Annotated in this window: 24 protein-coding genes and 1 riboswitch; of the genes, 4 read left to right on the top strand and 20 right to left on the bottom strand. The window is 59.7% G+C overall.

Annotation, left to right across the window (positions count from 1 at the left end; translation table 11 throughout):
• Position 1 precedes the first annotated feature (1 nt).
• From holB to yceD, 12 genes are all read right to left on the bottom strand, one after another.
• Positions 2 to 949 carry a DNA polymerase III subunit delta' gene (gene holB, locus BN1133_RS01810; protein WP_050664850.1) on the bottom strand — a complete coding sequence of 316 codons (948 nt, stop codon included), beginning with the start codon at positions 947 to 949 and terminating at the stop codon, positions 2 to 4.
• Entirely contained in the window at positions 934 to 1,560 is a 627-nt protein-coding gene (gene tmk / locus BN1133_RS01805; protein ID WP_050664849.1) for a dTMP kinase, read from the bottom strand. The genes holB and tmk overlap by 16 nt, the downstream gene beginning before the upstream one ends.
• Entirely contained in the window at positions 1,560 to 2,561 is a 1,002-nt protein-coding gene (gene mltG, locus BN1133_RS01800; RefSeq protein ID WP_050664848.1) for an endolytic transglycosylase MltG, read from the bottom strand. The genes tmk and mltG overlap by 1 nt, the downstream gene beginning before the upstream one ends.
• Positions 2,551 to 3,360, bottom strand: coding sequence for an aminodeoxychorismate lyase (pabC, locus tag BN1133_RS01795; RefSeq protein ID WP_050664847.1), 810 nt, complete (start codon positions 3,358 to 3,360; stop codon positions 2,551 to 2,553). Before pabC ends, mltG begins: the two co-directional genes overlap by 11 nt.
• A gap of 65 nt (positions 3,361 to 3,425) precedes the next feature.
• Positions 3,426 to 4,667, bottom strand: coding sequence for a beta-ketoacyl-ACP synthase II (gene fabF, locus BN1133_RS01790; protein WP_050664846.1), 1,242 nt, complete (start codon positions 4,665 to 4,667; stop codon positions 3,426 to 3,428).
• An 83-nt stretch (positions 4,668 to 4,750) separates the two neighbouring features.
• Entirely contained in the window at positions 4,751 to 4,987 is a 237-nt protein-coding gene (gene acpP / locus BN1133_RS01785; protein ID WP_005352645.1) for an acyl carrier protein, read from the bottom strand.
• A 157-nt stretch (positions 4,988 to 5,144) separates the two neighbouring features.
• A complete protein-coding gene (gene fabG, locus BN1133_RS01780; RefSeq protein WP_050664845.1) occupies positions 5,145 to 5,879 on the bottom strand; it encodes a 3-oxoacyl-ACP reductase FabG in 735 nt (244 codons plus the stop codon).
• A gap of 14 nt (positions 5,880 to 5,893) precedes the next feature.
• A complete protein-coding gene (gene fabD, locus BN1133_RS01775) occupies positions 5,894 to 6,829 on the bottom strand; it encodes an ACP S-malonyltransferase (RefSeq protein WP_050664844.1) in 936 nt (311 codons plus the stop codon).
• Positions 6,830 to 6,859: 30 nt separating this feature from the next.
• Positions 6,860 to 7,819: a beta-ketoacyl-ACP synthase III gene (locus BN1133_RS01770; protein WP_050664843.1), complete on the bottom strand. Its 960-nt coding sequence runs from the start codon at positions 7,817 to 7,819 to the stop codon at positions 6,860 to 6,862.
• Between the two features lie 8 nt (positions 7,820 to 7,827).
• Positions 7,828 to 8,847, bottom strand: coding sequence for a phosphate acyltransferase PlsX (gene plsX / locus BN1133_RS01765; protein ID WP_050664842.1), 1,020 nt, complete (start codon positions 8,845 to 8,847; stop codon positions 7,828 to 7,830).
• Between the two features lie 9 nt (positions 8,848 to 8,856).
• Entirely contained in the window at positions 8,857 to 9,024 is a 168-nt protein-coding gene (gene rpmF / locus BN1133_RS01760; protein ID WP_050664841.1) for a 50S ribosomal protein L32, read from the bottom strand.
• A gap of 17 nt (positions 9,025 to 9,041) precedes the next feature.
• Entirely contained in the window at positions 9,042 to 9,563 is a 522-nt protein-coding gene (yceD, locus tag BN1133_RS01755) for a 23S rRNA accumulation protein YceD (RefSeq protein ID WP_050664952.1), read from the bottom strand.
• Positions 9,564 to 9,680: 117 nt separating this feature from the next.
• Between yceD and BN1133_RS01750 the strand changes: the two genes are divergently transcribed.
• Complete coding sequence (locus BN1133_RS01750; protein WP_050664840.1) at positions 9,681 to 10,262, top strand: Maf family protein; 582 nt, start codon at positions 9,681 to 9,683, stop codon at positions 10,260 to 10,262.
• Between the two features lie 81 nt (positions 10,263 to 10,343).
• Here the strand turns inward: BN1133_RS01750 and gbpA are convergent, their stop codons facing one another.
• Complete coding sequence (gbpA, locus tag BN1133_RS01745) at positions 10,344 to 11,759, bottom strand: N-acetylglucosamine-binding protein GbpA (RefSeq protein WP_050664839.1); 1,416 nt, start codon at positions 11,757 to 11,759, stop codon at positions 10,344 to 10,346.
• Between the two features lie 65 nt (positions 11,760 to 11,824).
• A riboswitch (cyclic di-GMP riboswitch) is annotated at positions 11,825 to 11,910 on the bottom strand.
• Positions 11,911 to 12,156: 246 nt separating this feature from the next.
• Positions 12,157 to 13,101, bottom strand: a complete 945-nt coding sequence (gene rluC / locus BN1133_RS01740) for a 23S rRNA pseudouridine(955/2504/2580) synthase RluC (RefSeq protein WP_050664838.1) — start codon at positions 13,099 to 13,101, stop codon at positions 12,157 to 12,159.
• Between the two features lie 418 nt (positions 13,102 to 13,519).
• Here rluC and rne point away from each other — a divergent pair, with 418 nt between their 5' ends.
• Positions 13,520 to 16,384, top strand: a complete 2,865-nt coding sequence (rne, locus tag BN1133_RS01730; RefSeq protein WP_050664836.1) for a ribonuclease E — start codon at positions 13,520 to 13,522, stop codon at positions 16,382 to 16,384.
• A gap of 531 nt (positions 16,385 to 16,915) precedes the next feature.
• On the opposite strand, the gene BN1133_RS01725 is transcribed toward rne, so the two are convergent.
• From BN1133_RS01725 to apbC, 4 genes are all read right to left on the bottom strand, one after another.
• Positions 16,916 to 18,385 (bottom strand): inorganic phosphate transporter, encoded by a 1,470-nt coding sequence (locus BN1133_RS01725; RefSeq protein WP_050664835.1) that lies wholly within the window; start codon positions 18,383 to 18,385, stop codon positions 16,916 to 16,918.
• A gap of 149 nt (positions 18,386 to 18,534) precedes the next feature.
• Positions 18,535 to 19,116, bottom strand: a complete 582-nt coding sequence (gene dcd, locus BN1133_RS01720; RefSeq protein WP_050664834.1) for a dCTP deaminase — start codon at positions 19,114 to 19,116, stop codon at positions 18,535 to 18,537.
• Between the two features lie 17 nt (positions 19,117 to 19,133).
• Positions 19,134 to 19,778 carry a uridine kinase gene (gene udk, locus BN1133_RS01715; protein ID WP_050664833.1) on the bottom strand — a complete coding sequence of 215 codons (645 nt, stop codon included), beginning with the start codon at positions 19,776 to 19,778 and terminating at the stop codon, positions 19,134 to 19,136.
• A gap of 110 nt (positions 19,779 to 19,888) precedes the next feature.
• A complete protein-coding gene (apbC, locus tag BN1133_RS01710; RefSeq protein WP_050664832.1) occupies positions 19,889 to 20,968 on the bottom strand; it encodes an iron-sulfur cluster carrier protein ApbC in 1,080 nt (359 codons plus the stop codon).
• A gap of 166 nt (positions 20,969 to 21,134) precedes the next feature.
• Here apbC and metG point away from each other — a divergent pair, with 166 nt between their 5' ends.
• On the top strand, positions 21,135 to 23,168 hold the full coding sequence (gene metG, locus BN1133_RS01705) for a methionine--tRNA ligase (RefSeq protein ID WP_050664831.1): 2,034 nt from the start codon (positions 21,135 to 21,137) through the stop codon (positions 23,166 to 23,168).
• A gap of 34 nt (positions 23,169 to 23,202) precedes the next feature.
• Here metG and BN1133_RS01700 read toward each other — a convergent pair whose 3' ends face one another.
• Positions 23,203 to 23,898: a CHAD domain-containing protein gene (locus BN1133_RS01700; protein WP_050664830.1), complete on the bottom strand. Its 696-nt coding sequence runs from the start codon at positions 23,896 to 23,898 to the stop codon at positions 23,203 to 23,205.
• A 10-nt stretch (positions 23,899 to 23,908) separates the two neighbouring features.
• Complete coding sequence (locus tag BN1133_RS01695; RefSeq protein WP_050664829.1) at positions 23,909 to 24,181, bottom strand: acylphosphatase; 273 nt, start codon at positions 24,179 to 24,181, stop codon at positions 23,909 to 23,911.
• Positions 24,182 to 24,268: 87 nt separating this feature from the next.
• On the opposite strand from BN1133_RS01695, the gene BN1133_RS01690 reads away from it, so the two are divergent.
• Positions 24,269 to 25,699 carry a methyl-accepting chemotaxis protein gene (locus tag BN1133_RS01690; protein WP_050664828.1) on the top strand — a complete coding sequence of 477 codons (1,431 nt, stop codon included), beginning with the start codon at positions 24,269 to 24,271 and terminating at the stop codon, positions 25,697 to 25,699.
• Positions 25,700 to 25,724: the final 25 nt, after the last annotated feature.

The raw sequence follows: 25,724 nt of genomic DNA, 5'->3' as shown, positions 1-25,724 counted from the left end.
TTTACAACCAGTGGCCTAGCCACTTGTGAAGATGAATGGTGGGATTGACCAACTGGCCGGGCTGGCAAGTTTCCCGAACCCGAAGCAAGGTCTCCTGCGCGTGCAGCAGTTGTTCGCTGGAGTGGCGCTCTGCCAGCTCGGACAGGGGCGTCACAAGATCGGGCATGGCAAGCTGATCGCTCGTGCAGTGTGCCTGCAGCTTGAGGGCATCGCCAATCAGCAACTGCAACCAGGGCAGGTGACGCTCGAGATCGGTCGCGATGCGGCTGGCCAGCGCGGGTAACTCGACCGGGTGAAGGGAGAGCCGGCATAACTGCTCAAGCAATGAGCGGCGCTCGTCGTCTCCCCCCTCTTCGAGATAAGCCTTGACCCGAAGCGGAGCTCCCTGACACAGGCGGACCTGACTCGGCGTAGCCCTGAACCCCTGCTCCTCGAGCCAACGCAGGGTGAGTGATTCGGGGGGAATGGGGCAAAGATGCTTGTTACAGCGGCTGAGTATGGTGGGGAGCAAGCGACTGCTCTGACTGGCCAGCAACAGGATCAGGCTGTTGCCTGCAGGCTCTTCCAATGTTTTGAGCAAGGCGTTGGCAGCGGCCTCGGTCATCCTCTGCGCCTGCTCGATGATAACCACCTTGCCACGCCCCAGCTGGGGGCTCTCCCCCAGGCGCTGGCAGAGCGTGCGGATCTGGTCCACACCTATGCTCTTGCCCTCACGGCTCACCCGGCCAAGATCGGGATGATGCCCCTTGGCCATGAGTTGGCAGGCGTGGCAGTGTCCACAAGGGTTCTCATCTTGCAACTGCTGACAGAGATGGCGTTGGGCCAGAGCATCGGCCAGTTGCTCCTTGCCGAGCCCCTCATCACCGAGTAGCAACCAGGCGTGCCCCAATCGACCGGCTCTGGCAACCTCCAACAGGGAGTGCCACTGGGGGATCAACCAGGGATACATAGGGAGCGCTCTAGCTCGGCCTCGATAGCGGCCTTCACAAGCTCGGGACGCTGGCTGGCATCGATCACCCGGATCGATGCATCACCGGCGGCCAGTGAGAGATAACGCTCTCGCGTTCGCTCGAAGAAGGGGAGTTGCTCTTGCTCTATGCGATCCAGCTCGCCACGATGACGGGCACGGGCGAGCCCCAGAGCCGGATCGATATCGAGATAGAGGGTCAGATCGGGTTTGAACTCCCCAAGCACCGCCTGCTTGATCCCGTCGATGAGATCGGCAGGGATGCCACGGCCGCCCCCCTGATAGGCTTGTGACGACAGGTTGTGTCTGTCCCCTACCACCCAGGCACCGCGTGCCAATGCCGGTTTGATCCGGTTGGCAACCAGCTGTACCCGGGCGGCATACATCAGGAGCAGTTCGGCCTCAACGGTGAGTTGCTCGTCATGGGGCTCCTTGACGATGGCGCGCATTCGCTCGGCAAGCGGTGTACCACCTGGCTCCCGGGTGCACTCGATATCGGCGATTCCCCTGGCCTCGAGCCAGTCGGTGACATAGGCCACGGCTGAACTCTTGCCAGCCCCTTCCAGACCTTCGATTACGATAAATTTCGACATCAGGACTTCTTCAAAATGTATTTGCGCACGGCTTGGTTATGCTCGGCCAGGGTCTTGGAGAAGTAGTGCTCCCCTCCCCCCTTGGCCACGAAATAGAGATAGTCACTCTTGACCGGATTGAGTGCCGCCTCGATGGAGGCCTTACCCGGCATGGCGATAGGCGTTGGCGGAAGGCCGTTGATCACATAGGTATTAAACGGGTTGTTGTCGGTAAGATCCGACTTGCGAATATTACCGTCGTAACGATCTTTGACACCGTAGATCACCGTCGGGTCCGTCTGCAGCCTCATCCCCAGACGCAACCGGTTGACGAAGACAGAGGCGATAAGGGGACGCTCATGGGGTTGTCCCGTCTCCTTCTCGATGATAGAGGCCATCACCAAGGCTTCATAGGGCGTCTTGTAAGGGAGGTCGGCCTGACGCTTTTGCCAGGCACTCTCGAGAAAGCTCTCCATCTCCTGATGGGCACGCCTCAGGATTGCCAGATCCGAACTATGGCTGGTGTAGGCATAGGTTTCTGGAAGGAACCACCCTTCCGGTTTGCCATTCTCGATGCCGAGCTCGCGGGCCAACTCCTCATCGCTCTGATCACGGCTGACCCGCTCCAGATAGGGTGCCGAATTGAGCTGCTTGCGCCACTCTTCAAAACGGGAGCCTTCGACGAAGGTGAGGTTGAACATAAACTCCTTACCCGAGGCAAACAGGGAGAGTACCTCGGTGAGCCGCGTCCCCTCTTTCACCTCATAGGTACCGGACTTGATCTGCACCAGATCCGGGTGAAAACGCAGCCAGAGGCGCACCGCCCAGTCGGCGAGTTGCTCCTCGGCCAGCGTCTCGATGATCCGGCTTGCATGATCCCCCTTCTCCACCGTAAAGAGGCGAGTGGGACCTTCGATCGTGGCTCGCTCGATGGCACTGTACTCTCGATACCCATAACCACCACCGAGGACCAACAACAGAGAGGCCGCAGTGGCGAGCCCCTTGAGTCGTTTAGACGTCAATTAATAAACGCTCCTGTAAATAGCGAACCACTGCACCGATCGAATAGCTCTTTTGGGCAACGCGGGTTACCGGGACCACCCCCATCAGGGCATTGGTCAGCCACACCTCTTCCGCATGCCACAGCGACTCCAGTGGAGCCTCGACCGTGCGCAGCTCAATACTCATCTCTTTGAGCATCCCCATGACACTACGCCGCATCACTCCGTCAATGCCTCCATGAGAGAGATCCGGCGTGAAGACCGTTTTGTCACGACGCCAAAACAGATTGGCACTGACCCCGGCAACCAACACGTTGCGAGTGTTGAGTACTACACCTTCGACTGCATTCGCGTCGTTAAGTTCTTGTCGCAGCAACACCTGCTCGAGCCGATTGAGGGTTTTCAGCCCGGCCAGCATGGGTTGATCCCCGACTCGTTGCCGGCAGACCACCACCTCAATCCCCTGCTGCTGCCAGTTGGGATAGTGATCGGGAAAGGGAGAGAGCGTCAGGATCCAGCGCGTATCATGACACCCGGCCGGCGAATAACCACGGCCTCCGCTACCTCGGGTGACCATCACCTTGGCACAACCGAGCTCAATACCGGCGATCTCCCGCTGCAACGAGACGGTGAGTGCGGACCAATCGGGTTCAGTGATCCCCAGGCGCAGACACCCTTTTTGCAGTCTGGTCAGGTGAGCTTCCCAGCGTTCCACATGACCATCCACCACCTTCATGGTGGTAAAGTGGCCATCACCATAGGCCAACCCGCGATCCGATATCTCCACGTGATCCAGCTTCCTGCCATTGATCAGTGACATTGTGCCTCCGATAAAAAAGCCCGATACCAGGGGTATCGGGCTTGATGGTGATCGCCCCGGGACGATTATACGCGTTTGAAGATCAGCGAGCCATTGGTGCCGCCGAAGCCAAAGGAGTTGGAGAGGGCATAGTCGAACTCCCCCTTCTTGGCCACATGAGGGACCAGATCGAGGTCGCACTCATCATCCGGGTTATCCAGATTGATAGTCGGCGGCGCTATCTGGTCGCGCAAGGCCAGCACAGTGATGATGGCCTCAATGGCGCCGGCGGCTCCGAGCAGGTGACCGGTCATCGATTTGGTCGAGCTGACCATCACCCGGCCGGCATGCTCACCCATCACCTTCTTCACACCGCGCAGCTCGGCCACGTCCCCAAGCGGGGTGGAGGTGCCATGAGCATTGATATAGCCAATCTGGGCCACATCGATGCCGGCATCCTTGATGGCGGCCTGCATGGCGCGGGCGGCGCCGCTGCCATCATCGGGCGGCGCAGTCATGTGGTGCGCGTCACCGCTCATGCCAAAGCCAACCAGCTCGGCATAGATCCGGGCGCCACGCGCCTTGGCGTATTCGTACTCTTCCAGCACCAGGACACCGGCACCATCCCCCAGCACGAAACCATCGCGATCCTTGTCCCACGGACGGCTCGCCTTTTGAGGCTCATCATTACGGCTGGAGAGGGCCTTGGCAGCGGCAAAGCCCCCCATCCCCATCGGGGTCGAGGCCTTCTCGGCGCCGCCGGCGACCATCACATCCGCATCGCCGTAAGCGATCATACGGGCGGCCATGCCGATGGCATGAGTCCCGGTGGTACAGGCGGTGGTCACGGCGATGTTGGGCCCCTGGATCCCCTTCATGATGGAGAGGTGACCCGCCACCATGTTGATGATGGTGGACGGCACGAAGAAGGGACTGATCTTGCGGGGACCCCCCTTGGCCAGGCTGTCGTGATTCACTTCGATAAGACCGAGGCCACCGATACCGGAGCCGATAGCCACACCGATCCGCTCGGCATTACTCTCATTGATCTCGAGGGAAGCATCTTCGATGGCCTGCAATCCAGCCGCGATACCGTACTGGATGAAGAGATCCATCTTGCGGGCATCCTTGCGGCTGATGCCATAGGCTTCAGCATCAAAATCCTTGACCAGGCCGGCAAAACGGGTGGGGAAATCTGTGGTATCGAAGTGTTCGATGTGGCTGATACCGCTTTGGCCCTGAAGCAAGGCCTGCCAGCTGGTTTCGGCACTGTTGCCTACCGGGGAAAGCATGCCCAGGCCGGTCACCACGACTCTGCGTTTAGACACTGAGGTAGTCTCCGAGGGGGAATTTTGGGGAAAGCTGGATAAAAGAAGCGGCCCTCAGGCCGCTTCTCGCAACACAGGAGAGATTACTCCTGGTTGGCGTTGATGTAGTCGATAGCCGCTTGAACAGTGGTGATCTTCTCGGCTTCTTCGTCAGGAATCTCGGTATCGAATTCTTCTTCCAGGGCCATTACCAGCTCAACGGTGTCCAGGGAGTCAGCGCCCAGATCGTCGACGAAGGAAGCGCTGTTCTTGACGTCTTCTTCTTTAACGCCCAGCTGCTCGACGATGATTTTCTTTACGCGTTCTTCGATGTTGCTCATGACCTGAATTTTCCTTTAAAAATACGCAATTGCGTCTGGTTGCAGTAGTTTATTCAATTGACGTGAGTTTGCAAGCAACTTGCTTCTGGTCAAACCACGAAAATACGCGAACGTCGTCGTAAAATCGCCATTTTGGCCAGAACTCGCGACAAAATGGTTACACCATGTACATCCCGCCGTTAACATGCAGGGTTTCGCCGGTGATGTATCCTGCATCGCTGGATGCCAGGAAAACCACGGCGGCGGCAATCTCTTTCGGATCGCCCAGGCGGGCAGCCGGTACCTGGTTCATGATGCCAGCGCGCTGATCATCGTTCAGGGCACGGGTCATGTCGGTCTCGATAAAGCCGGGTGCCACCGCGTTGACGGTGATACCACGGGAGGCCACTTCACGGGCCAGCGCCTTGGTGAAACCCACCAGACCAGCCTTGGCGGCAGCATAGTTGGTCTGCCCTGCGTTCCCCATGGTACCCACCACGGAGCCAATGCTGACGATGCGACCATAGCGCTTTTTCATCATGGCTCGCAACACCGGCTTGCTCAGGCGATAGAGAGATGTGAGGTTGGTCTCGATGATGTCATTCCACTCATCATCTTTCATCCGCATCAAGAGGTTATCACGAGTGATACCTGCGTTGTTGATGAGAACATCCACATCACCGAAACGCTCCTTGATGGTCGCAAGCACCTGTTCAACGGAGCCGGCATCGGTCACGTTGAGCGCCAGGCCGCAACCCTTGTCACCCAGATAGGCACTGATAGCCTCGGCACCGCTCTCGCTGGTGGCGGTTCCCACCACCTTGGCGCCACGCTCGGCAAAGGCTTCGGCGATAGCGCGGCCGATACCACGGCTGGCACCCGTCACCAGAACGACCTTGTCAGTAAAGCTCATCTCGTTACTCCTGCTTAATTAACCTTGGCCAACGCCGCCTCGAAAGAGGCGGGATCGTTGGCATGGATCCCTTCGACGCGCGCATTACAGCGCTTGGCCAGGCCGGTGAGCACCTTGCCCGGGCCCATCTCGATGGTGAGGGCGATGTCGGCATCGGCCATGGCCACCACGCTCTCGCTCCAGCGCACCGGGCTGTAGAGCTGGCGTACCAGCGCCTGCTTGATGGCTGCAGGATCGCTCTCGCGGACCACGTCGACGTTGTTGATAACAGCGATGGCCGGGGCCTTCACCTGGATCTGCTCGAGGGCGGCAGCCAGCTTCTCGGCCGCCGGCTTCATCAGGGCGCAGTGGGAGGGAACGGAGACCGGCAGCGGCAGCGCACGCTTGGCACCCGAGGCCTTCATCAGGACGTTGGCACGCTCGACAGCCTCTTTGTGACCGGCGATGACTACCTGACCCGGGGAGTTGAAGTTGACCGGAGAGACCACCTGCCCTTCGGCCGCCTGCTCGCAGTTAGCGGCGATGGTGTCGTTGTCCAAACCGATGATGGCGGCCATGGCGCCAGTGCCTTCCGGTACGGCCTCTTGCATGGCCAGACCACGCAGCTCGACGAGCTTCACTGCATCGGTAAAGGCCAGGGCGCCACTGCACACCAGCGCCGAGTACTCACCCAGGCTGTGACCGGCCATCACGGCCGGCTGCACACCGCCCTGGGCTTGCCACAGGCGCCACAGGGCGACCGAGGCGGTGAGCAGAGCCGGTTGGGTACGCCAGGTTTTGCCGAGCTCTTCGGCCGGGCCTTGCTGCACCAGTTCGAGCAGGTCGTAGCCCAGCACCTGGCTGGCCTCGGCGAAGGTCTCCTTGATGAGAGGGTGCTGCTCGGCCAGCTCGGCCAACATACCCACAGACTGGGAGCCCTGTCCCGGGAAGACAATAGCGAATTGAGTCATCTCAAACTCCTTACGAAGAGGAAAGCGGGATCAGAAGCGAACCAGGGCAGAGCCCCAGGCAAAGCCGCCACCGAACGCCTCAAGCAACACCAGTTGGCCGCGCTGAATTCGACCGTCACGAACCCCTTCGTCGAGGGCGATCGGGACGGAGGCGGCGGAGGTATTACCGTGCTTGTCGAGGGTCAACACCACCTTGTCGAGGCTCATGCCGAGCTTCTTGGCGGTGGCGCTGATGATACGGAAGTTGGCCTGGTGCGGCACCAGCCAATCGAGTTCGGATGGCGCAATGCCGGCTGCCGTGAGCGTCTCGGTAACGATCTCGCTCAGTCGGGTCACCGCCACCTTGAAGACGTCGTTGCCCTTCATGTACATGTAGGCTTCCAACTCGCTGCCACTCATGCCACGACGTGGCTGCGGCAGCTTGAGCAGATCCCCGTAGCGACCATCCGCGTGCAGATGGGTCGAGAGGATGCCTGGCGTATCGGAACGGCCGATCACCACGGCCCCTGCCCCATCACCAAACAGGATGATGGTGCCGCGATCGCTGGGATCGCACATGCGCGACAATACGTCGGCCCCGACCACCAGAACGTGACGGGCAGCGCCGGATTTCACGAACTGATCGGCAATAGCGAGCGCATAAGTGAAGCCGGCACAGGCAGCGGCCACATCGAAGGCGGGAATGTTGGTCACGCCCAGCATGGCCTGCAGCTCGCAGGCGGCAGCGGGAAAGGCGTTTTCGGCACTGGTGGTGGCCAGCACTATCATGTCGAGATCGGCCGGGGTCAGTCCGGCAGCCTCGAGGGCGCGCTGAGCCGCCTTGCAGCCCAGACTGGCGACGGTTTCACCCTGGTCGGCGATGCGGCGTTCGCGAATACCGGTACGCTCCACGATCCACTCGTCACTGGTTTCCACCATCTGTTCGAGGTCGGCGTTGGTGCGCACCGAGGCGGGCAGATAGCTGCCGGTTCCCAGAATTTTGCTATGCATATGTGTGTTTATTGATCCCTGTCGGAGAGGACAGTTTCCAGGCGATCGGCTATTTGGGCAGGGAGTTGTGCTTTGACTTCTTCCGCAGCCAGCATGATCGCGTGACATAAGGCGCGCTCGTTGGCGCTGCCGTGACTTTTTACCACAATACCGCGCAATCCTAACAGACTGGCGCCGTTATACTGGTCGGGGTTCAGGGTTTTAAAGCGTCGTTTGAGCAGAAATGAGGCGAGTTGGCCAATAAAAGTGCGTCTCGAACCCTCAACGCCCACCATGCGCCCCATCATCCGGGCTACCCCTTCGGCCGTCTTGAGGGCTACGTTACCCACAAAACCATCGCAGACGATCACATCCGCCTTGCCGGTGAAGAGTTCGTTACCCTCCACATAGCCGATGTAGTTGAGGGCCGGGCACTGGCCGATAAGCTCGGCGCTGTGGCGCACCAGGTCATTGCCCTTGATCTCCTCTTCCCCCACGTTGAGCAGCGCCACTCTGGGTCTGGCTATCCCCTCCACCCGCTCGGCCACCACGGATCCCATAACGGCAAACTGCAGCAGGCTGTCGGCGTCACAGCTGACATTGGCGCCCAAGTCGAGCAGGTAGGTGCGTCCCCCCTGGATATGGGGTAATCCCTTGACCAGAGCCGGCCTGTCAACACCGGGCAGTGATTTGAGCACACACTTGGCCATGGCCATCAGAGCGCCGGTGTTACCAGCGCTGACACAGGCCGATGCCTCTCCCTGTTTGACCAGATCGAGTGACAGGCGCATGGAGGAGTCTTTGAGGTGACGCAATGCGTGGATAGGCTTGTCTCCCATGCTGACCACCTGGCTGGCATGGAGAAGGCGCACACGGGGGTGGGTAAGCAAACCGTGCCGCGAGAGCAGATCATGACAACGTGAGAGATCCCCAACCAGCACAAGGTGTAACTGGGGCATAAGCGACAGTGCCTGCACGGAGGCAGGCACTGTAACCGGGGGGCCGTTGTCTCCCCCCATCATGTCTAACGCAACGGTGAGCGCAGACAAGGGCTCGCCTTAGGCGATAACCTTTTTGCCACGGTAGAAACCATCGGCAGTCACGTGGTGACGACGATGGGTTTCACCACTGGTCTGATCAACAGTCAGGGCAGCAGCGGTCAGGGCATCGTGGGAACGACGCATGCCACGCTTGGAGCGGGTTTTACGGTTCTGTTGTACGGCCATTTAGGCTAACTCCTAATTCACTTACGTTTGAGTTCTTCAAGAACTGCAAAGGGATTCGGGCGCTCATCAGCAGGTTCGATATGACCCCAGCTCATCTCCATCTTACCTCTCGGGCACTCATCCACAGGGTGCATGGGTACCAGAGGCAGGGCGAGGATGAGTTCATCCTCGAGGATCTGATGCAGGTTTATCTCCCCATTTTCATCCAACTCAATGGGCTCATAAGCTTCCGGCAGCTCTTCCTCGTCAGTTCTTTCGAACATCGGAGTGTAGACAAATTCGGCTTCGCAACGGTGGGCAAATGACTCTCCACAACGTTGGCAAACCAGATTGACCTCGGCATGGGCAGTGCCTTTCATAACGGTCAGTCTCTGGACATCTTTACCAAAGTGCAGTGACACATCCACATCACCGAGCAAGCCTGCGGTTGATTCCTCCAGCCTGGGCATCTGCGACTTTTCCACAACCCCGACATAATCGAGGAGCTTCAAGGCACTACGGACTGGATCAACCTTAACGGGCAACTTCACCTTTTGCATAGGGCGCGAATGATATAGTTCCAAGAGGTTATAGTCAAAGGAAAAACCATTTATTGCGATGATTTTTAACGCACAACTCCCTAGAATGCCGGGACCTGCCCTCATCGGAATAACAGTATGCCAGAAAAAGTGATCCTCGCCTCCACTTCTCGCTATCGGGCGGCCTTGCTGGCCAAACTTGGGATGGCATTTGACACCGAAGCACCCCGTGTTGATGAAACGCCTCTGCCCGGAGAAACGGCTCCCGAGCTGGTACTCAGACTGGCCATCAGCAAGGCGCAGGCGGTGGCCGGTGGTCGTGATCATGGGTTGGTGATCGGCTCTGATCAGGTGTGTGTCTGCGATGGACGCATCCTCGGCAAGCCCGGCAATTTTGACAACGCCCTGGCCCAGCTCAAGGCGGCCCAGGGAAGCCGCGTGATCTTCTACACTGGCCTGTGCGTGATCAATGCAGTCAGCGGTGAGAATCACTCTCTGGTAGAGCCCTTTACCGTCCATTTTCGCACCCTCGACGAGGCCGCCCTGACCCGCTACCTGCTGGCCGAGACCCCCTATGACTGCGCCGGGAGCTTCAAGAGTGAAGGCATGGGGATCACCTTATTCAGTGCACTCGAGGGGCGCGATCCCAATGCCTTGATAGGGCTTCCCCTTATCGGCCTGGTGGAGCTCTTCAAGCGCCACGGACTCGCCCTCCCCTGACAAGGGTGAGGCTACCCCTTGCGAATTATGGAAAAGAGGCCTGACGGCCTCTTTTCCTTTCATTGCGTCTCTTGATACGGGTCAATTCACCTTGTCCCAGGCGCTCTGCCAATGGGAGCCGCTACCTGGCTCATACTGGGTGGCGCTGCTGGTCCACTGGGTACAATAACCACTATAGGGGAAGGGCTTGCAGCGGTAGATTTGACCATCTTTTGGCTGCAGCACCCGGGTCCCCGCCTCATAGCGCTTGAGTCCCTCCGGGAAGCGGTAGTCGTAACTCTGCCCCACCTCGCTGAACATCAGATCGGCGGTCTGCTGCAGTGCATCCCCACCCTTCTTGGGGATCCCCTTCACGACCAACTGATGATGGCCGGCACTGAGTCCCTCAAGCGCCAGGCTCAAGGTACGTTGCTCATTGGAGAGCTCCTGGCTTACCTCACCACGGGCAACACCACCGTGATCATACAGCGTGGCCGTTACCGTCATCTCCCCTCGCACCGTCACGATAAAATCCAGGGTCAACTTGCCTTCATTGAGCAGATGATCGCTCGGCAGAGTGCCAATCGACAGACTCTGCTCGAGGGGTGGTTGCTGCTGCTCAACCTGGATTTCGACGCGTTCCAGACCGCTTCCCTGTTTGAGATAGAGGAGGTTCTGCCCATACACCGGATTGAAGGTGCCATCGCTGCCCTGCTGACCAGCCCGAATATTGACCTGCTCGGCATTGATGCGACTCGCCAGTGCATGTGCCCAGTTGTTCTTCTGCCCCTGCTCTTCACTGGCGATGGTGAGCGTGGTCTGCAGATCCGCGCGCTCTCCATTTGCATCGAAGACCCGAGTCAATACCCGGTCTCCCATCTCCAGATCCAGTGAGGGGTAGATGGCCCCCCCCTGCTGCCAGGGCGAGGAAGGCGGCTCACCACCTCGGAAGCGAGCATCGATGAGGTTGTAGAAACTGTTGCTGGTGTCCCCCACTTCCCATACCCCCAGGATCAGCTGATAGCCGGAGCGCTCTGGCAAGGTGCAAGCGTGGGTCATCACCTTGGGAGGTTGTTTCATACCCCCATCGATGACACAGAAGGGGGTGGGTTCGAAGGCGTCGCGGGTCAGTGGACGATTGGGATCCCACTCGGGGCGCGTCAGGTAGTAACGCCAGTTTCGGGTGACGTGGTTGGCGGTAAAGGTCCAGGTGATCGCCAAGGGGCCGGCGCTCACCTCGCGCTTGGTCCAGCGATCGCTGGTCTGGGCATTGAGCTCGCCAAATTGACGGTGACCTGCCGAGGCGATCTGTCCATCCGGCGGCCCTCCCTGAGGAAATCCCGATGGCGCCTCCAGGCTCTGAGGCTCCCACTGAATGGCGCCGCACTGGATATTGCCGCCGCTCTTGCACAAGGCATTGCGCGATTCGGGGGTACTGATGTAACCGTGAGCGACTACGGCACTGCTGGTACCAAGGGTACAGAGCAGAGCCAGGGCTCTGAGATGGGTGGCTGTCATACACTCCTCGCAAAAACATGAGTTGAAAGACAGTCACTTGGCTTTCGCACTGGCGCCAAAGCACCAATGGCAACCCCGCTATCATGGGCATGTGCCGTTAGACCGGAGGCTTTGCGTCCTGACCTTTCGAGTCAGTTTGCCAAATGACCTGTGTGATCGAAAACGTCGGGGATCGACTTTCTTCGACTCACGAAGCATCTCATGTGCGATCGTTTAATCAATGACAGATATAACAGCGCAGGACGAAACCGGTAATATAGCCATAACTGACTGATTTGTTATGACCAAATCTGACATTTTGGGAATTCGGTGCGGCATACGGCCAGTGCAGAAGGGCAGATAACGCCCCATGAGAAACGACTCCCCACCGGGGGCGGTGGGGAGCGCAAGCGAGCGGTTATCGCTCCAGAGTATTCAAGAAGGCGTCCAGTGACTCGCCAAGAGGGGCTTCGACCTTGATCTCCCGCCCGTCGGCCGGATGAGCGAAGGTGAGGCGCCAGGCGTGCAGGAACAGGCGATTGAGCCCCTTTTCACGCATTTTTTCGTCAAACTGCCTCTCGCCATACTTGTCATCACAGGCGATTGGGTGACCGGCGTGCTGGGTATGCACGCGGATCTGGTGAGTACGTCCCGTGATGGGGCTGCACTCCATCAGGGTTGCCTCGGCAAACTGGCGCACGATGCGAAAACGGGTCTCGGAGGGCTTACCCTCGGCACTGACACGCACGATGCGTTCGCCCGACTGCAGCTCGTTTTTCTTGAGCGGCGCAGTGATCACCTTGACGTGGGACTGCCAACAGCCACGGACCAGCGCCAGATACTGCTTACGCATGGTCTTGACCCTTAGCTGCTCATGCAGGCTGCGCAGGGCGCTACGCTTCTTGGCAATGAGCAACACGCCCGAGGTGTCACGGTCCAGGCGATGTACCAGCTCCATGAAGCGGGCCTCGGGACGCAGGGCCCGCAGTCCTTCGATGACACCGAAGCTCAGCCCGCTGCCACCGTGTACCGCCATACCTGAAGGCTTGTTGAGCACTATGATGGCATCATCTTCAAACAGAATCTGACCTTCGAGACGCTGTATGCTGCCAAGGTTGGCCGATGGCAGCTCATTTTTCTCTGCAACCCGAAGGGGCGGCACACGCACCTCATCTCCGGTTTCCAGCTTGTACTCGGGCTTGACGCGTTTTTTGTTTACGCGAACTTCGCCTTTGCGCAGGATGCGATAAATCAGGCTCTTGGGGACGCCTTTAAGCTGAGTCTTGAGGAAATTATCGATGCGCTGCCCTTCATGCTCAGCCTCGATGGTGAGCAGCTGCACTTGTTGTGTGATCTGTGTCATAGGCCGCGAATTCTAGCACCCTCCCCCCACCCTTGGCTGCCCTGTTTTTGCAAAAAGCGTGAAAATTGCTGCCTTGCTATGAAACCGATTTAAATGGGATAATAACGACGGTTTTGTAAGACCGCTCAAGCCTTGTACAACGTGGGCGTTTCATCTCCCATTCCGCCCGTCAGGCCAAGCGAAGTCCCTGTGCCAAGGAGCGATGTTGCAGCAGGGTGAGCGCAGTGCACAAAACCGTTTTGTCTTCACACTGGAATCCTTTTCATCCCTGCTACATCAGGGCATGACCGATGCGCCCAAGTTTGTTGCGCCTCATGCGTACCCCAACCGGGAGGTTGCCACCGTATGCTGCAGACCCGAGGCCGGCGCAGGACAGGAGCGTGTGAAGGAACACACATGACACAACAATGAGAACTCAATGAAAAGAATGCTAATCAACGCGACTCAGGAAGAAGAGTTGCGCGTAGCGCTGGTTGACGGACAACAGCTCTACGACCTCGATATTGAGAGTCCGGGACACGAGCAGAAGAAAGCCAACATCTACAAGGGCAAAATCACCCGCGTAGAGCCCAGCCTCGAAGCTGCTTTTGTCGACTACGGCGCCGAGCGCCACGGTTTCCTGCCTCTCAAGGAGATCGCCCGCACTTACTTCCCCTCCGGTTATTCCTACCAAGGTCGTCCCAACATCAAAGAAGTGGTCCGCGAAGGCCAGGAAGTGATCGTCCAGATCGACAAGGAAGAGCGTGGCACCAAGGGTGCAGCCCTCACCACCTTTATCAGTCTGGCTGGCAGCTACCTGGTGCTGATGCCGAACAACCCGCGTGCCGGTGGTATTTCCCGCCGCATCGAGGGTGACGAGCGGACCGAACTCAAGGAAGCCATGAACGGGCTGACCGTGCCGGACGGCATGGGCCTCATCGTGCGCACCGCCGGTGTGGGCAAGTCCCAGGAAGAGCTGGAGTGGGATCTCAACGTCCTGCTGAACCACTGGGAATCGATCCGCAAGGCCTCCGAAAACGTGGCCGCACCTGTGCTCATCCACCAGGAGAGCAACGTCATCGTGCGTGCCATTCGCGACTACCTGCGTCGCGATGTGGGCGAGATCCTGATCGACAACCCGACCGTATTCGAGCGTGCCAAAGCCCACATCGAGCTGGTGCGTCCCGACTTTATCAATCGGGTCAAGCAGTACAAGGGTGAAGTCCCCCTGTTCAACCACTTCCAGATCGAGAGCCAGATTGAGTCGGCCTTCCAACGTGAAGTGCGCCTCCCCTCTGGCGGCAGTATCGTCATCGATCCGACCGAGGCGCTGACCTCTATCGACATCAACTCGGCGCGCGCCACCAAGGGTGGTGACATCGAGGAGACGGCCCTGCAGACCAACCTGGAAGCAGCCGACGAGATAGCCCGCCAGCTGCGTCTGCGTGACCTAGGTGGCCTGATTGTCATCGACTTTATCGACATGACCCCGGTGCGTCACCAGCGCGAGGTGGAAAATCGCCTGCGTGAGGCCGTGCACCAGGACCGCGCCCGCATCCAGCTGGGCCGCATCTCCCGCTTCGGCCTGCTCGAGATGTCCCGTCAGCGTCTGCGCCCCTCCCTCAACGAGTCCAGCAGCCATATCTGCCCCCGTTGCCAGGGTCAGGGCGTGATCCGCGACAACGAGTCACTGGCACTCTCCATCCTGCGTCTCATCGAAGAAGAGGCGATGAAGGACAACACAGAGCAGGTGCATGGCCAGGTGCCGGTCGATGTTGCCGCCTATCTTCTCAACGAGAAGCGCGCCGCCATCGCCAGCCTCGAGCAGCGTAACGATGTGCGTGTCTATATCATCCCGAACCAGCATCTGGAGACCCCGCACTACGAGGTGACCCGGATCCGCAAGAACGAGATCCCGGAAGCAGCCAGCTACGAGCTCAAGACCGAGGTGGTCAAGCCGACCTACCAACCCCGTCAGGTGCAGGTTGTCGAACGCGATCAACCGCTGTTGCAAGGCTTTAGCCAGCCGTCCAAGCCGGCCCCTGTAGCTCCTGTTGCGGCTGCCCCGGCCAAGGTGGACGCCGAGCAGACCAAGCCCGGTTTCCTGAGTCGTCTGTTTGGCTCTCTGTTTGGCACCGCAAAGGCGCAAGCCGAAACTGCCGTCCCGGCTGCCGAGCCGGAGCAGAAGGCCCATCAGAAGGGGGATACCCGTCGTCGTCAGCCACGCGAAGAGCGTCAGTCCCGCGGTGAGCGCGGCAACGAGCAACGCCGTGACCGTCGTCGTGACGAGCGCCCTGCCCGTCCAAGCGATGAGCAAAAGAGCGAAGCTAACCGCGAAGAGCGCAACAAGCGCCCCCGTCAAGAGCGTGAACCTCGTGAGGAGCGCCAACCGCGCCAGCCCCGTGAGCCCCGCGCTGAGCGTGCACCGCGTCAGGAGCGTGAGCCTCGTGCCGAGCGCGTCCCCCGCCAGGAGCGTGAACCCCGCGCAGAAAAGCCGGTGCAACAAACGACCCAGGGCGTGAGCGAAGAGCAGAGCGTACGGGTTGAAAAAGAGCAGCGCGTTGCCGAGCGCCGCGAGCGTCGACAGATGCGCAAGCAGGTTCGTGTCGAGGTCAGCGAGTCCGCAGCCATCACCGAGCCGGTAGCTCAGGCGGTAGAGGCCGTAGTCGCGGCTCCCGTGGTAGAGCAGGCTCCGGTCATCGCAACCGAAACCGTACGGGAGTTCCAGCCCGAGCTTGAGCCGGTACTGGGTACCCAGGCTCATGTACAGGCTGACGTACCGGCACCTGTCGTGACCGAGGAAGAGAACGATGCTCGTCCCCGCCGCCAGCGTGCCCCCCGTGAAGGACAGCAGCGCCGCAAGCGTATCAACGAAGATGTCCGCCGCCAGCGCGAAGAGGAGCCGGTTGCTCAGAGCTCAGAGCCGGTATCTAACGTTGAGGTGGTCGTGGCTGCCGAGCCTGTCGTTGAGCCCGTCACCGCTACAGCCGAAGTGGCCAACGCTGTCACCGTCGAGGTGCTGCCGGTTGAGGTCGTGGCCACCGTGCCAGCAGAGCCGGCCATCGAGCCCAAGGTTCAAGCCCAGGTCAAATCCAGACCGGCCAACCAGGGTGTGACTGGAGTCCTGGCCAGAGCCCGCCGCGCTACCGCGCCCATGACCAAGCCCGAGCCGGCACCGGCCCTGCCAACACGCGAAGCTGTTGACTACCCGCCGCTCGAGCGCGCCGAAGTGGTTCGCTCCGGTCGCCACGGTGGCCGCAGCGCCGCCGACCACCAGGCAACCAGCCCGGCCGGCCGTCCCTAAACCAGGCTGAAAGCGTCTGAGTACACAATCCCCGAGCCAGTCTCGGGGATTTTTTTATTGCTCGGTATGCATATCTTCAACAAGTCTCGTGCATCTATCAGCGGCTTCGCACCGTTTGCAAGAGTAGACCAGCGAGCGTCTCCCCTCTCCCATCGATACCAGACCCTATTACAGCCTCCATGCATATATCCCCTTGAATTCCCACTGATGGATCTTCCTCTTACAAACAGGTTAATAAGCCGGGGGACCTGCTATTGCTCAATATTTGGGACTCTATATTAGTGTGATGGCATATGTTTGATGGTTCATTCTCAACAGAGATCAGAGATGTATGACCGTTAAGGTGTGGCATGAACACAATAGCGATAGTTGGAGGGCCAGGCTTGCTAACGACAAAATACACAGCGCTGGATTACATTCTCGAAAACAGGGTGTCGAAGGCTGGAGTGGCAAGCGTATCGCATACCGGCGTGCGGGATTGAGGGACAAAAAAGCCGGTGCATGGCACCGGCTCTCATCGTTTCAATACATTCAGGCAAACAGAGCGTGGGCCAGCAAGAAAAGCCCACCCGAGAGCAGCATGGTCAGCGGCAGGGTCAGAATCCAGGCCATCAGTATGGTCTTGATGGTTTGGGTCTGAAGCCCGGAGCGGTTTGCCACCATGGTCCCTGCCACGGCGGAAGAGAGTACGTGGGTGGTGGATACCGGCATACCGGTCGCACTGGCAATACCGATGGCACTGGCCGCCGTGATCTGTGCGGCGATCCCCTGACTGTAAGTCATCCCCTTGGAGCCAATCTTCTCCCCCACCGTATGCACGATGCGACGCCAGCCGATCATGGTGCCACACCCCAGGGCCAGGGCAATGGAGACGATGACCCAGTAAGGTGCGTATTCGGCGGTCGAGACCAGATCTTTACGCCATACGGCCAGATCCTTGAGCTCCTTGGCAGGCAGCGGCAACTTGGAGACCTTCTTGGCCGTGTCGTCGATGCAGAGCAGGAGACGGCGCACCTCACGGCGATCGGCAACGCTCATCTCATTGTAAGAGCGCACCTTGCCCAGACGATTGTCGAGGGTTGCGATATTGGAGAGGGTATCTCCGGCAGCGCAGTGATCCATCAGCTCGGCAGAGACCTTTACTTCTCGATTGAAATCCACCAGGCCACTTACCATCTCCTGGTTACGCTGATAGAGCTCGGCGATACGATTGGCCGCATCCTGGGTTCGATCGAGATGATAAGGGCTGCTGCTCATATCGAGAGCATAATGAGACGGTGCCATGCAGATAAGCACCAGCATCAGCAGACCGATCCCCTTCTGGCCATCGTTGGATCCGTGCACAAAGCTGACCCCCATGGCCGAGGCCACCAGGGTAAGCCGGGCCCAGAAAGGGGGATGCTTCTTCCCATCAACCTTGAGGCGCTCTTCCGGGGTCTTGTGTAACTTGGGACCACTCCAGACTCGCTTGATGGCAAACAGCAGTAGAGCCGCGAAGATGAAGCCAACGGTCGGTGAGACGATGAGCGACAGCATGATATCGATCGCCTTGCCCACGTTGATCCCCTCGTTTAGCGGCTTGTTGACCAACCAGGCATAGGCTCCGCCCACCCCCAGGATGGAGCCTATCAGGGTGTGAGAGCTGGAGGCCGGAATGCCAAAGTACCAGGTACCCAGATTCCAGGCGATGGCGGAGAAGAGCAGTGAGAATATCATCACCAGCCCCTGACTGGAGTCCATCCCCAGCAGCAGATCGATAGGAAGCAGATGCACGATGGCGTATGCGACTCCCAGACCACCCAGCATGACGCCAAAGAAGTTGAAGATGCCAGAGGCCACAACGGCCATATGAGCTGGCATGGCTTTGGTGTAGATCACCGTCGCCACCGCATTGGCCGTATCGTGAAAACCGTTGATGAACTCATAGGCCAGCACGAAAACTACGGAGAACACCAGCCCGATGGCCAGCCACGCATTCATCCCTTCAAAGATAGTTAGCATTACAAAGGTACACCTCGTTAATGAAGTGCGCGGATTATGCCAGATGAAGAAAAGCTGAATAGCCGGGCGCTAAATATTTTCTGACGAAAAAAAAATGGCAAATGCGTCAGCATCTGCCATTCGGGGTGGTCTGCGATGAATTATTCTCGTCAGTCCTGACTGATCCGGCTCGCCACCGCCCCCTGCTGGCTCTTGTACTTGGCGTTTTCACGCTTGTTGTAGGGGCGCGCGGCCTCACCGGAGAGAACTTCAAAGTTCAGCGCACCAATTTTCATCTTGGGGCGCAAGGCCAGCGGCAGCTTGCCGCCGTTGTAGAACTCCAGCACGATGCGGCCGGACCAACCCGGATCGATCCGATGGGCCGTCACATGCACCATGAGCCCCAAGCGGGCCAGCGAGGAGCGTCCATCCAGCCAGCCGACCAGGTTGGCCGGCAAGGTGACCGATTCATAGGTGACGGCCAGGGCCAGCTCACCCGGGTGGAGGAAGAAAGCCTCTCCGTCGGGGATATGGATCTCTTCACTCATCACCCTGTCGATGGCATCGGCCATCTCGGCGCTGGTGCCACCGAGATCGATATAAGGCGCGGTGTGATCGCGAAAGACGCGAAAGGCATTACCCAGCAGGACGTCGACACTGACTCCACTGATACGCTCCTGAGTGGGGCGAGGCTCAATGACAATCTTTCCCTCGTCCAGATAGCGTTCTATGTCGGTATCACAAAGGCGCATGATTTCTCCTTGGTAACTCAACCCACCAGCATGTGGCGAATACGGGCCTTGAGCATGTCGATGGCGATACGGTTCTTGCCGCCACGCGGAACGATCACATCGGCGTACTGCTTGGAGGGATCGATAAACTGCAGGAACATGGGGCGCACCGTCTTCTGATACTGCTTGAGCACCGACTCCATGGTACGGCCCCGCTCCTGCACATCACGCACCAGACGGCGGATGAGGCAGATGTCGAGCGGAGTATCCATGAAGATGGTCGCATCCATACGCTCACGCAGACGCTGATCGGTCAAGAGCAGGATCCCTTCCAAAATGATCACCTTGCGCGGCGCAAAATCGGCGGTCTCGGCCATACGGGTGTGCTCGGTGTAGGAATATTGGGGAATGCTCACCCCTTCACCCCGTGAGAGGGAGTCCAGATGCTCAACCAGCAGGCTGTGATCCATCGCATTGGGGTGGTCGTAGTTGGTCTTGACCCGCTCTTCCATGGTCAAGTGCGACTGATCCTTGTAGTAGCAGTCTTCGGAGATCACACCAATCTCACCGGCACCCAGCTCGGCCACCAGCTCTTCATAGATGGTCTGGGCAATGAGACTCTTGCCCGAGGCAGAAGCCCCGGCAATCCCGATGATCACACACGAACGTTGAGTATCAGACATGACAAATACCTAAAAAGAAGAGCGGTTGGAATGAATGTAAACCGATCCATTATAAGAAAAAGGGTGGGCCATGCCCACCCTCAAAGCGCGTCGCGCCTCACGTTCGGCCACTATTCATCCAGCTGACGGGTAAAGAGGGGGGTCGCAACCGGTTTTCCGCTGAAATAGAGTGCAGCGGCCAAGTTGCGAGCCAGCTTGAGATAGCTCAACGAGAGGGCGTGATCGGGCGAATGGAAGACGATAGGGCAGCCATCATCCATGTGCTGGCGAACGTCGATATGCAGTGGCAACTGTCCCAGCAGATTGATGCCAAACTGCTCGGCCATCTTCTCCCCTCCCCCCGTGCCAAAGAGCGGCTCATGGTGCCCGCAGGCGCTGCAGATGTGATAGCTCATGTTCTCGATCACACCGAGCACAGGGATCCCCACCTTCTCAAACATGGCAACCCCCTTGCGCACATCGGCCAGGGCCACATCCTGCGGGGTGGTGACGATCACAGCCCCCGTAGTGGGTACCTGCTGGGCCATGGTGAGCTGGATATCGCCGGTGCCGGGGGGCATATCCACCACCAGATAGTCAATTTCGCCCCAGCGGGTCTCGTGGAGGATCTGTGACAGCGCCTTGCTCGCCATCGGGCCACGCCAGATGGTGGCATCCTGCTCACCCACCAGATAGCCAATGCTGTTACTGGGCATGCCACAGGCCATGACAGGCTCCATCAGTTTGCCGTCGTGGCTGACGGGGCGCTCATTGCGGGTGCCGGTCATGATGGGAATCGAGGGGCCGTAGATATCCGCATCGAGCAGAGCCACTCTGGCCCCCTCCTGCTTGAGTGCCAGTGCCAGATTGACCGCCGTGGTGGACTTGCCCACCCCTCCCTTGCCCGAGGCCACCACCAGGATGTTACGAACCCCTTGCAAGGCCGGCAGGCCACCGGCGCGGGGCAGGCTGGCGATCTCCATATCGCAATCCCAACGGATCTGCTGCACCCCTTCCACGAGGCGAAGCGTCCCGTCGAGTTCATCACGCAGCTGTTCAAACCAGCCCTCACCGGCGAAAGGAAGACGCACTCCCACCGTCAACACACCGGCCTCCAGCGAGAGGGAATGAACAAAACCCGACTCAACCAGGTTACCTTGCCAAAAACGCGGTTTAAATTCGGCCAATATACGCTTTACTGCATCTAACACTGTAAAAACCCCATTGAGTTGTGATTTTCTCAAATCCCGCCGCGATTACCCGCCACGGTTCCGAGCCGTGCCAGCACGGGCGAGTCTCGAGGCTAGGCAGATCCGGCCTGATTCGGGTAACATGCACGGCACTCTAACACTCCAATCAGCATATCAAGAACCCATTATGGCCACTGATCCCCGTAAAATTCTGGTTACCTGCGCCCTCCCCTATGCCAATGGCTCCATCCACCTCGGTCACATGCTGGAACACATCCAGGCCGATATCTGGGTCCGTTATCAACGAATGCGCGGTCACCAGGTCCACTTCATCTGCGCCGACGATGCCCACGGCACGCCGATCATGCTCAAGGCCCAGCAGATGGGGATCGCCCCCGAAGAGATGATTGCCCGCGTCAGCGAAGAGCACCAACAGGACTTCGCCGGCTTCAACATCAGCTTCGACAACTACCACTCGACCCACAGCGACGAGAACCGCGAGCTGGCGAGCCTCATCTATACCCGCCTCAAGAAGGCCGGCAAGATCAGTAGCCGTACCATCTCCCAGTTGTTCGACCCGGAAAAGGCGATGTTCCTGCCGGACCGTTTCGTCAAGGGGACCTGCCCCAAGTGCAAGTCGCCGGATCAGTACGGCGACAACTGCGACAGCTGCGGCGCCACCTACAGCCCGACCGAGCTCATCGATCCGAAATCCGCCGTCTCCGGCGCCACGCCGGTGATGAAAGACTCCGAGCACTTCTTCTTCGACCTGCCGCAGTTTGAAAGCTGGCTCTCCGGCTGGGTGCGCGGCTCCGGTGCCATCCAGGAAGAGATGGCCAACAAGATGCAAGAGTGGTTCGAAAGCGGCCTGCAGCAGTGGGACATCACCCGCGATGCCCCCTACTTCGGCTTCGAGATCCCGGGCGCCCCGGGTAAGTACTTCTACGTCTGGCTGGACGCCCCCATCGGCTACATGGCCTCGTTCAAGAACCTGTGCAACAAGCGCGGTGACATCGACTTCGACAGCTTCTGGAACAAGGAGTCCGACGCCGAGCTCTACCACTTCATCGGCAAGGACATCGCCTACTTCCACTGCCTGTTCTGGCCGGCCATGCTGGAAGGCGCGGGCTTCCGCAAGCCGACCAAGGTCAACGTGCACGGCTACGTGACCGTCAACGGCGCCAAGATGTCCAAGTCCAAGGGCACCTTTATCAAGGCCTCCACCTATCTGAACCACCTGGATCCGGAGTGCCTGCGTTACTACTACGCCGCCAAGCTCAACAGCCGCATCGACGATCTGGACCTGAATCTTGAAGACTTCGTGCAGCGCGTCAACGCCGACGTGGTCAACAAGCTGGTCAACCTCGCCTCCCGCAACGCCGGCTTTATCGCCAAGCGCTTCGGCGGCAAGCTGGCGGCAACCTGCGCCGAACCCGAACTCTATGCCGAGTTCGCCAATGCCCGCACCGCGATTGCCGAGGCCTACGAGAGCCGCGAATTCAGCCGCGCTATCCGCGAAATCATGGCCCTGGCCGACAAGGCCAACCGCTATGTGGACGACAAGGCCCCCTGGGTCATCGCCAAGCAGGAAGGGGCGGATGCCGAGCTGCAAGCAGTCTGCTCGGTGGGCATCAACCTGTTCCGCGTGCTGATGGCTTACTTGAAACCCGTCATGCCGCTCCTGGCCGAGCGCGCCGAGGCCTTCCTGGCCGAGACCCTCAGTTGGGAGGGTATCGCCGCCCCGCTGGTCGACCACACCGTTGCCCCGTTCAAGGCGCTCTTCTCCCGTATCGAGCCGGCCAAGATTGAAGCCATGATCGACGCCTCCAAGGAAGACTTGGCCAAGGAGCAGGCACCGAAAGTGACCGGCCCGCTGGCTGATGACCCCATCGGCGAGACCATCACTTATGACGACTTCGCCAAGATTGACCTGCGCGTGGCCCTCATCAAGAAGGCCGAGGCGGTACCGGAAGCCGAGAAGCTGCTGAAACTGCAGCTCGACATCGGCGGCGAGACCCGTCAGGTGTTTGCCGGCATCAAGTCCGCCTACAACCCCGAAGATCTGGAAGGCAAGCTGACCGTGATGGTGGCCAACCTGGCCCCGCGCAAGATGCGCTTTGGCATGTCCGAAGGCATGGTGCTGGCCGCCGGCCCCGGCGGTAAGGATCTCTGGATCCTGGAGCCCCAGGAGGGCGCTCAGCCCGGGATGCGAGTCAAGTAAGCACCAAGAGGGACCTTCGGGTCCCTCTCTCTTTTCATGCCCGTTGTGCCATGCGTACGGCAAGCATGCGCAGCACCGGTCGCCGCCGCTCCAGTTGTCGCTGCCGCTGTGCAAGCTGAGTGTTCAACTTGTCGACCGCCCCGCTCTCCCCTTCCTGCTCGAAGCGTTCGCGCCACTGACGGCGATCCTGCAACTGCCCGAGCAGCTCCTGCCACTGCGTCAACTCGGCCAGCCAGCCGATGGGCACCTCCCCTTGTGCCAGCAACAGCTCAACACCATAGCGGCTCCCCTTGATGGCCAGTCGCAAGCGATGCCACTGATGAAGGGTCATGGGCCCATCCACATCGAGCCGCTCGAGCAGATTTGCCCCAAGGCTCATGGCATAGAGTCTGGCCAACTGGGGCTGCGCACCCCACTCCTCACGCCGCTGCCACCAGGCAAGCAGGGCGGACTCGAGCTCAACCACTCGCACTCTCGGCACAGCCCCGGTCCCATGGCCGAAATGGAGGGCGTGTACCTGCGCATCCCGCAGGGCCGAGAGCCTCTTGATGGCCGAGGCCAGCCGCCTCTCGAGGCGGGGCTGATAAACCAGAGGTCGCCACAAGGCGAGCAACGACTCCACCCGCCTGGCCGCGATGCGGTAACCATGGACCGCCGCCTCATCGGCCCCCTGGCGCAAGACGCCGGCCGCCTTAATAAAGGCGCGTATGACACTGAGCTCATGCTCCATGGAGCTGGCCTCAGTTGGTGTGAAAACCGGGCGGCGGCAGCTCACTCGTCTCACACACCTCGATCCGCGAGACCTGAGCAGTACGTGGACCCCGTTCGAGCCAGCTCAGCATGCTCTGCACCTGCGCGCCGGGTCCGGCGATCCACACCTCGACCGAGCCATCATCCAGGTTATAGGCATGACCCCGCAACTTCAGGCGCATAGCCTGCTCCCGGGTAAAATAGCGAAACCCGACCCCCTGAACGACACCATAGATGCGAACGACAAACGATTGCTCTCCCATTTTTACACCCTTGTCATTAAGATTGGCCGGCTCTCGTCGATAATGCTGACACCCGCTCAACGGATTGCTGTAGGAACACTAATCATTATGAAAGAAGTCAAGTTCAGATGGGTTGACCGCTATCTCATTCACCTCACCATCACCGAAAAGTTCATGATCACCTTCTGGTTCCCCCTGCTGGTGATCGCCCTGCTCGGGTTTAGCCTGCTGCGCGCCAGTCACGAGCAGGAGATGAGCCTGCGACTCGATCTGATGCGCGAGAAGGTCGATACGGTTGCAGCCCTGGTGGCCAAGGAGCCTGCACTCCCCCTGCCTGCCCACCTCTCCTTGCAGCCCTACGCCAGTGAAGGCCTCTCTGAGCAGGGAGACAAGGTCCTCTACGCAGCCCGTGCCGGGGATGCGGGTATGGTCGTGGGAAGCCTGGATCGCGCCGCCTACTCCATGTGGGACGATCAGGGACCCATGCTGGGGCTGATCGCCTTGCTGGCGGCCGTGATGGCTCTCATCACCCACTACCTGATGACCTTCGTCTCGGGGGCGCTCTACTCCACCAACAAGGCGCTGCAACAGGTGGCTGACGGCGATCTCACCTTCCGCCTCAACTTCTTTCCGGTACGGGACGAGTTTTCGGTGCTGGCCGGCAGCATCGATCGCTTCACCGATCGCCAACACAAGATAGTGCAACTGGTAGAGGAGTCTGCCGAGGCGCTCCACATGGCCGCCGATGAGTTTCGCGATCACGCCAGCCAGGGTCAGCAACTGGCCCTCTCCCAACGCAGCCACATGGATTCACTGGCCGCCGCCATGGAGCAGATGTCGGCTGCCATCCGCGAGGTGGCCCGCAATGCGGCCGATACCCTGAGCCAGACCCGCGCATCGAGCGACGAGGCCGCCAAGGGGGCAGCCCGGGTGCACAAGACCATCGACTCCATCCGTACCCTGGCCGACGAGATTGCCAATGCGTCGAGCGCCGTCGAGCAGCTCACCGACAACGCCAACCGGATCAACGAGGTGGTCAGCGTCATCAACGCCATCTCCCAGCAGACCAACCTGCTGGCGCTCAACGCCGCCATCGAAGCGGCCCGCGCCGGTGAGCAGGGGCGTGGCTTTGCGGTAGTGGCTGACGAGGTACGAACCCTGGCCGGCCGCACCCAACAGGCCACGGTCGAGATCCAGCAGATGATCGAGTCCCTGCAGGGGGGCACCGCCACCCTCAACGAGATCATGGAAAAGACGGTGATCCGTGCCGCCGACAGCCGCGAGCTCATCACTCAGGTTGGCGCCGATATTGAGCGGATCAGCCAGGTGAGTGCCAGCGTCTTCGAGATGAGCGCCCAGATAGCCACCGCCTCCGAGCAGCAGAGCTCGGTCGCGGCCGACATCGCCCACAACCTCGAGCTGGTTCGTGGTGAAGCAAGCTCGGTGGAAGAGTCGGCCTCTGCCTCGGTCGCCGGCACCCAGGGTCTCAAGACCACGGCCGACGAGCTCTCGGGCGCCCTCAAGGGGCTGAAGATCTGAGCGGTTTGTCTTTTAGCGAGGGGCC

Origin of the sequence: Aeromonas schubertii, from assembly GCF_000820105.1 — a bacterium.
Classification (GTDB): domain Bacteria; phylum Pseudomonadota; class Gammaproteobacteria; order Enterobacterales; family Aeromonadaceae; genus Aeromonas; species Aeromonas schubertii.
Note: the sequence above shows the minus strand (reverse complement) of the source record. Positions and strands in the feature narration are given on the sequence as shown.

Bases quoted from the DNA above. Each gene is read 5' to 3' on its own strand.
- fabG (WP_050664845.1), bottom strand. From the start codon at position 5,879: ATGAGCTTTACTGACAAGGTCGTTCTGGTGACGGGTGCCAGCCGTGGT.
- BN1133_RS01770 (WP_050664843.1), bottom strand. From the start codon at position 7,819: ATGCATAGCAAAATTCTGGGAACCGGCAGCTATCTGCCCGCCTCGGTG.
- BN1133_RS01725 (WP_050664835.1), bottom strand. From the start codon at position 18,385: ATGCTAACTATCTTTGAAGGGATGAATGCGTGGCTGGCCATCGGGCTG.
- fabD (WP_050664844.1), bottom strand. From the start codon at position 6,829: ATGACTCAATTCGCTATTGTCTTCCCGGGACAGGGCTCCCAGTCTGTG.
- holB (WP_050664850.1), bottom strand. From the start codon at position 949: ATGTATCCCTGGTTGATCCCCCAGTGGCACTCCCTGTTGGAGGTTGCC.
- acpP (WP_005352645.1), bottom strand. From the start codon at position 4,987: ATGAGCAACATCGAAGAACGCGTAAAGAAAATCATCGTCGAGCAGCTG.
- pabC (WP_050664847.1), bottom strand. From the start codon at position 3,360: ATGTCACTGATCAATGGCAGGAAGCTGGATCACGTGGAGATATCGGAT.
- BN1133_RS01695 (WP_050664829.1), bottom strand. From the start codon at position 24,181: ATGGGAGAGCAATCGTTTGTCGTTCGCATCTATGGTGTCGTTCAGGGG.
- yceD (WP_050664952.1), bottom strand. From the start codon at position 9,563: ATGCAAAAGGTGAAGTTGCCCGTTAAGGTTGATCCAGTCCGTAGTGCC.
- rpmF (WP_050664841.1), bottom strand. From the start codon at position 9,024: ATGGCCGTACAACAGAACCGTAAAACCCGCTCCAAGCGTGGCATGCGT.
- tmk (WP_050664849.1), bottom strand. From the start codon at position 1,560: ATGTCGAAATTTATCGTAATCGAAGGTCTGGAAGGGGCTGGCAAGAGT.
- udk (WP_050664833.1), bottom strand. From the start codon at position 19,778: ATGTCTGATACTCAACGTTCGTGTGTGATCATCGGGATTGCCGGGGCT.
- metG (WP_050664831.1), top strand. From the start codon at position 21,135: ATGGCCACTGATCCCCGTAAAATTCTGGTTACCTGCGCCCTCCCCTAT.
- dcd (WP_050664834.1), bottom strand. From the start codon at position 19,116: ATGCGCCTTTGTGATACCGACATAGAACGCTATCTGGACGAGGGAAAG.
- BN1133_RS01690 (WP_050664828.1), top strand. From the start codon at position 24,269: ATGAAAGAAGTCAAGTTCAGATGGGTTGACCGCTATCTCATTCACCTC.
- gbpA (WP_050664839.1), bottom strand. From the start codon at position 11,759: ATGACAGCCACCCATCTCAGAGCCCTGGCTCTGCTCTGTACCCTTGGT.
- rne (WP_050664836.1), top strand. From the start codon at position 13,520: ATGAAAAGAATGCTAATCAACGCGACTCAGGAAGAAGAGTTGCGCGTA.
- BN1133_RS01750 (WP_050664840.1), top strand. From the start codon at position 9,681: ATGCCAGAAAAAGTGATCCTCGCCTCCACTTCTCGCTATCGGGCGGCC.
- rluC (WP_050664838.1), bottom strand. From the start codon at position 13,101: ATGACACAGATCACACAACAAGTGCAGCTGCTCACCATCGAGGCTGAG.
- BN1133_RS01700 (WP_050664830.1), bottom strand. From the start codon at position 23,898: ATGGAGCATGAGCTCAGTGTCATACGCGCCTTTATTAAGGCGGCCGGC.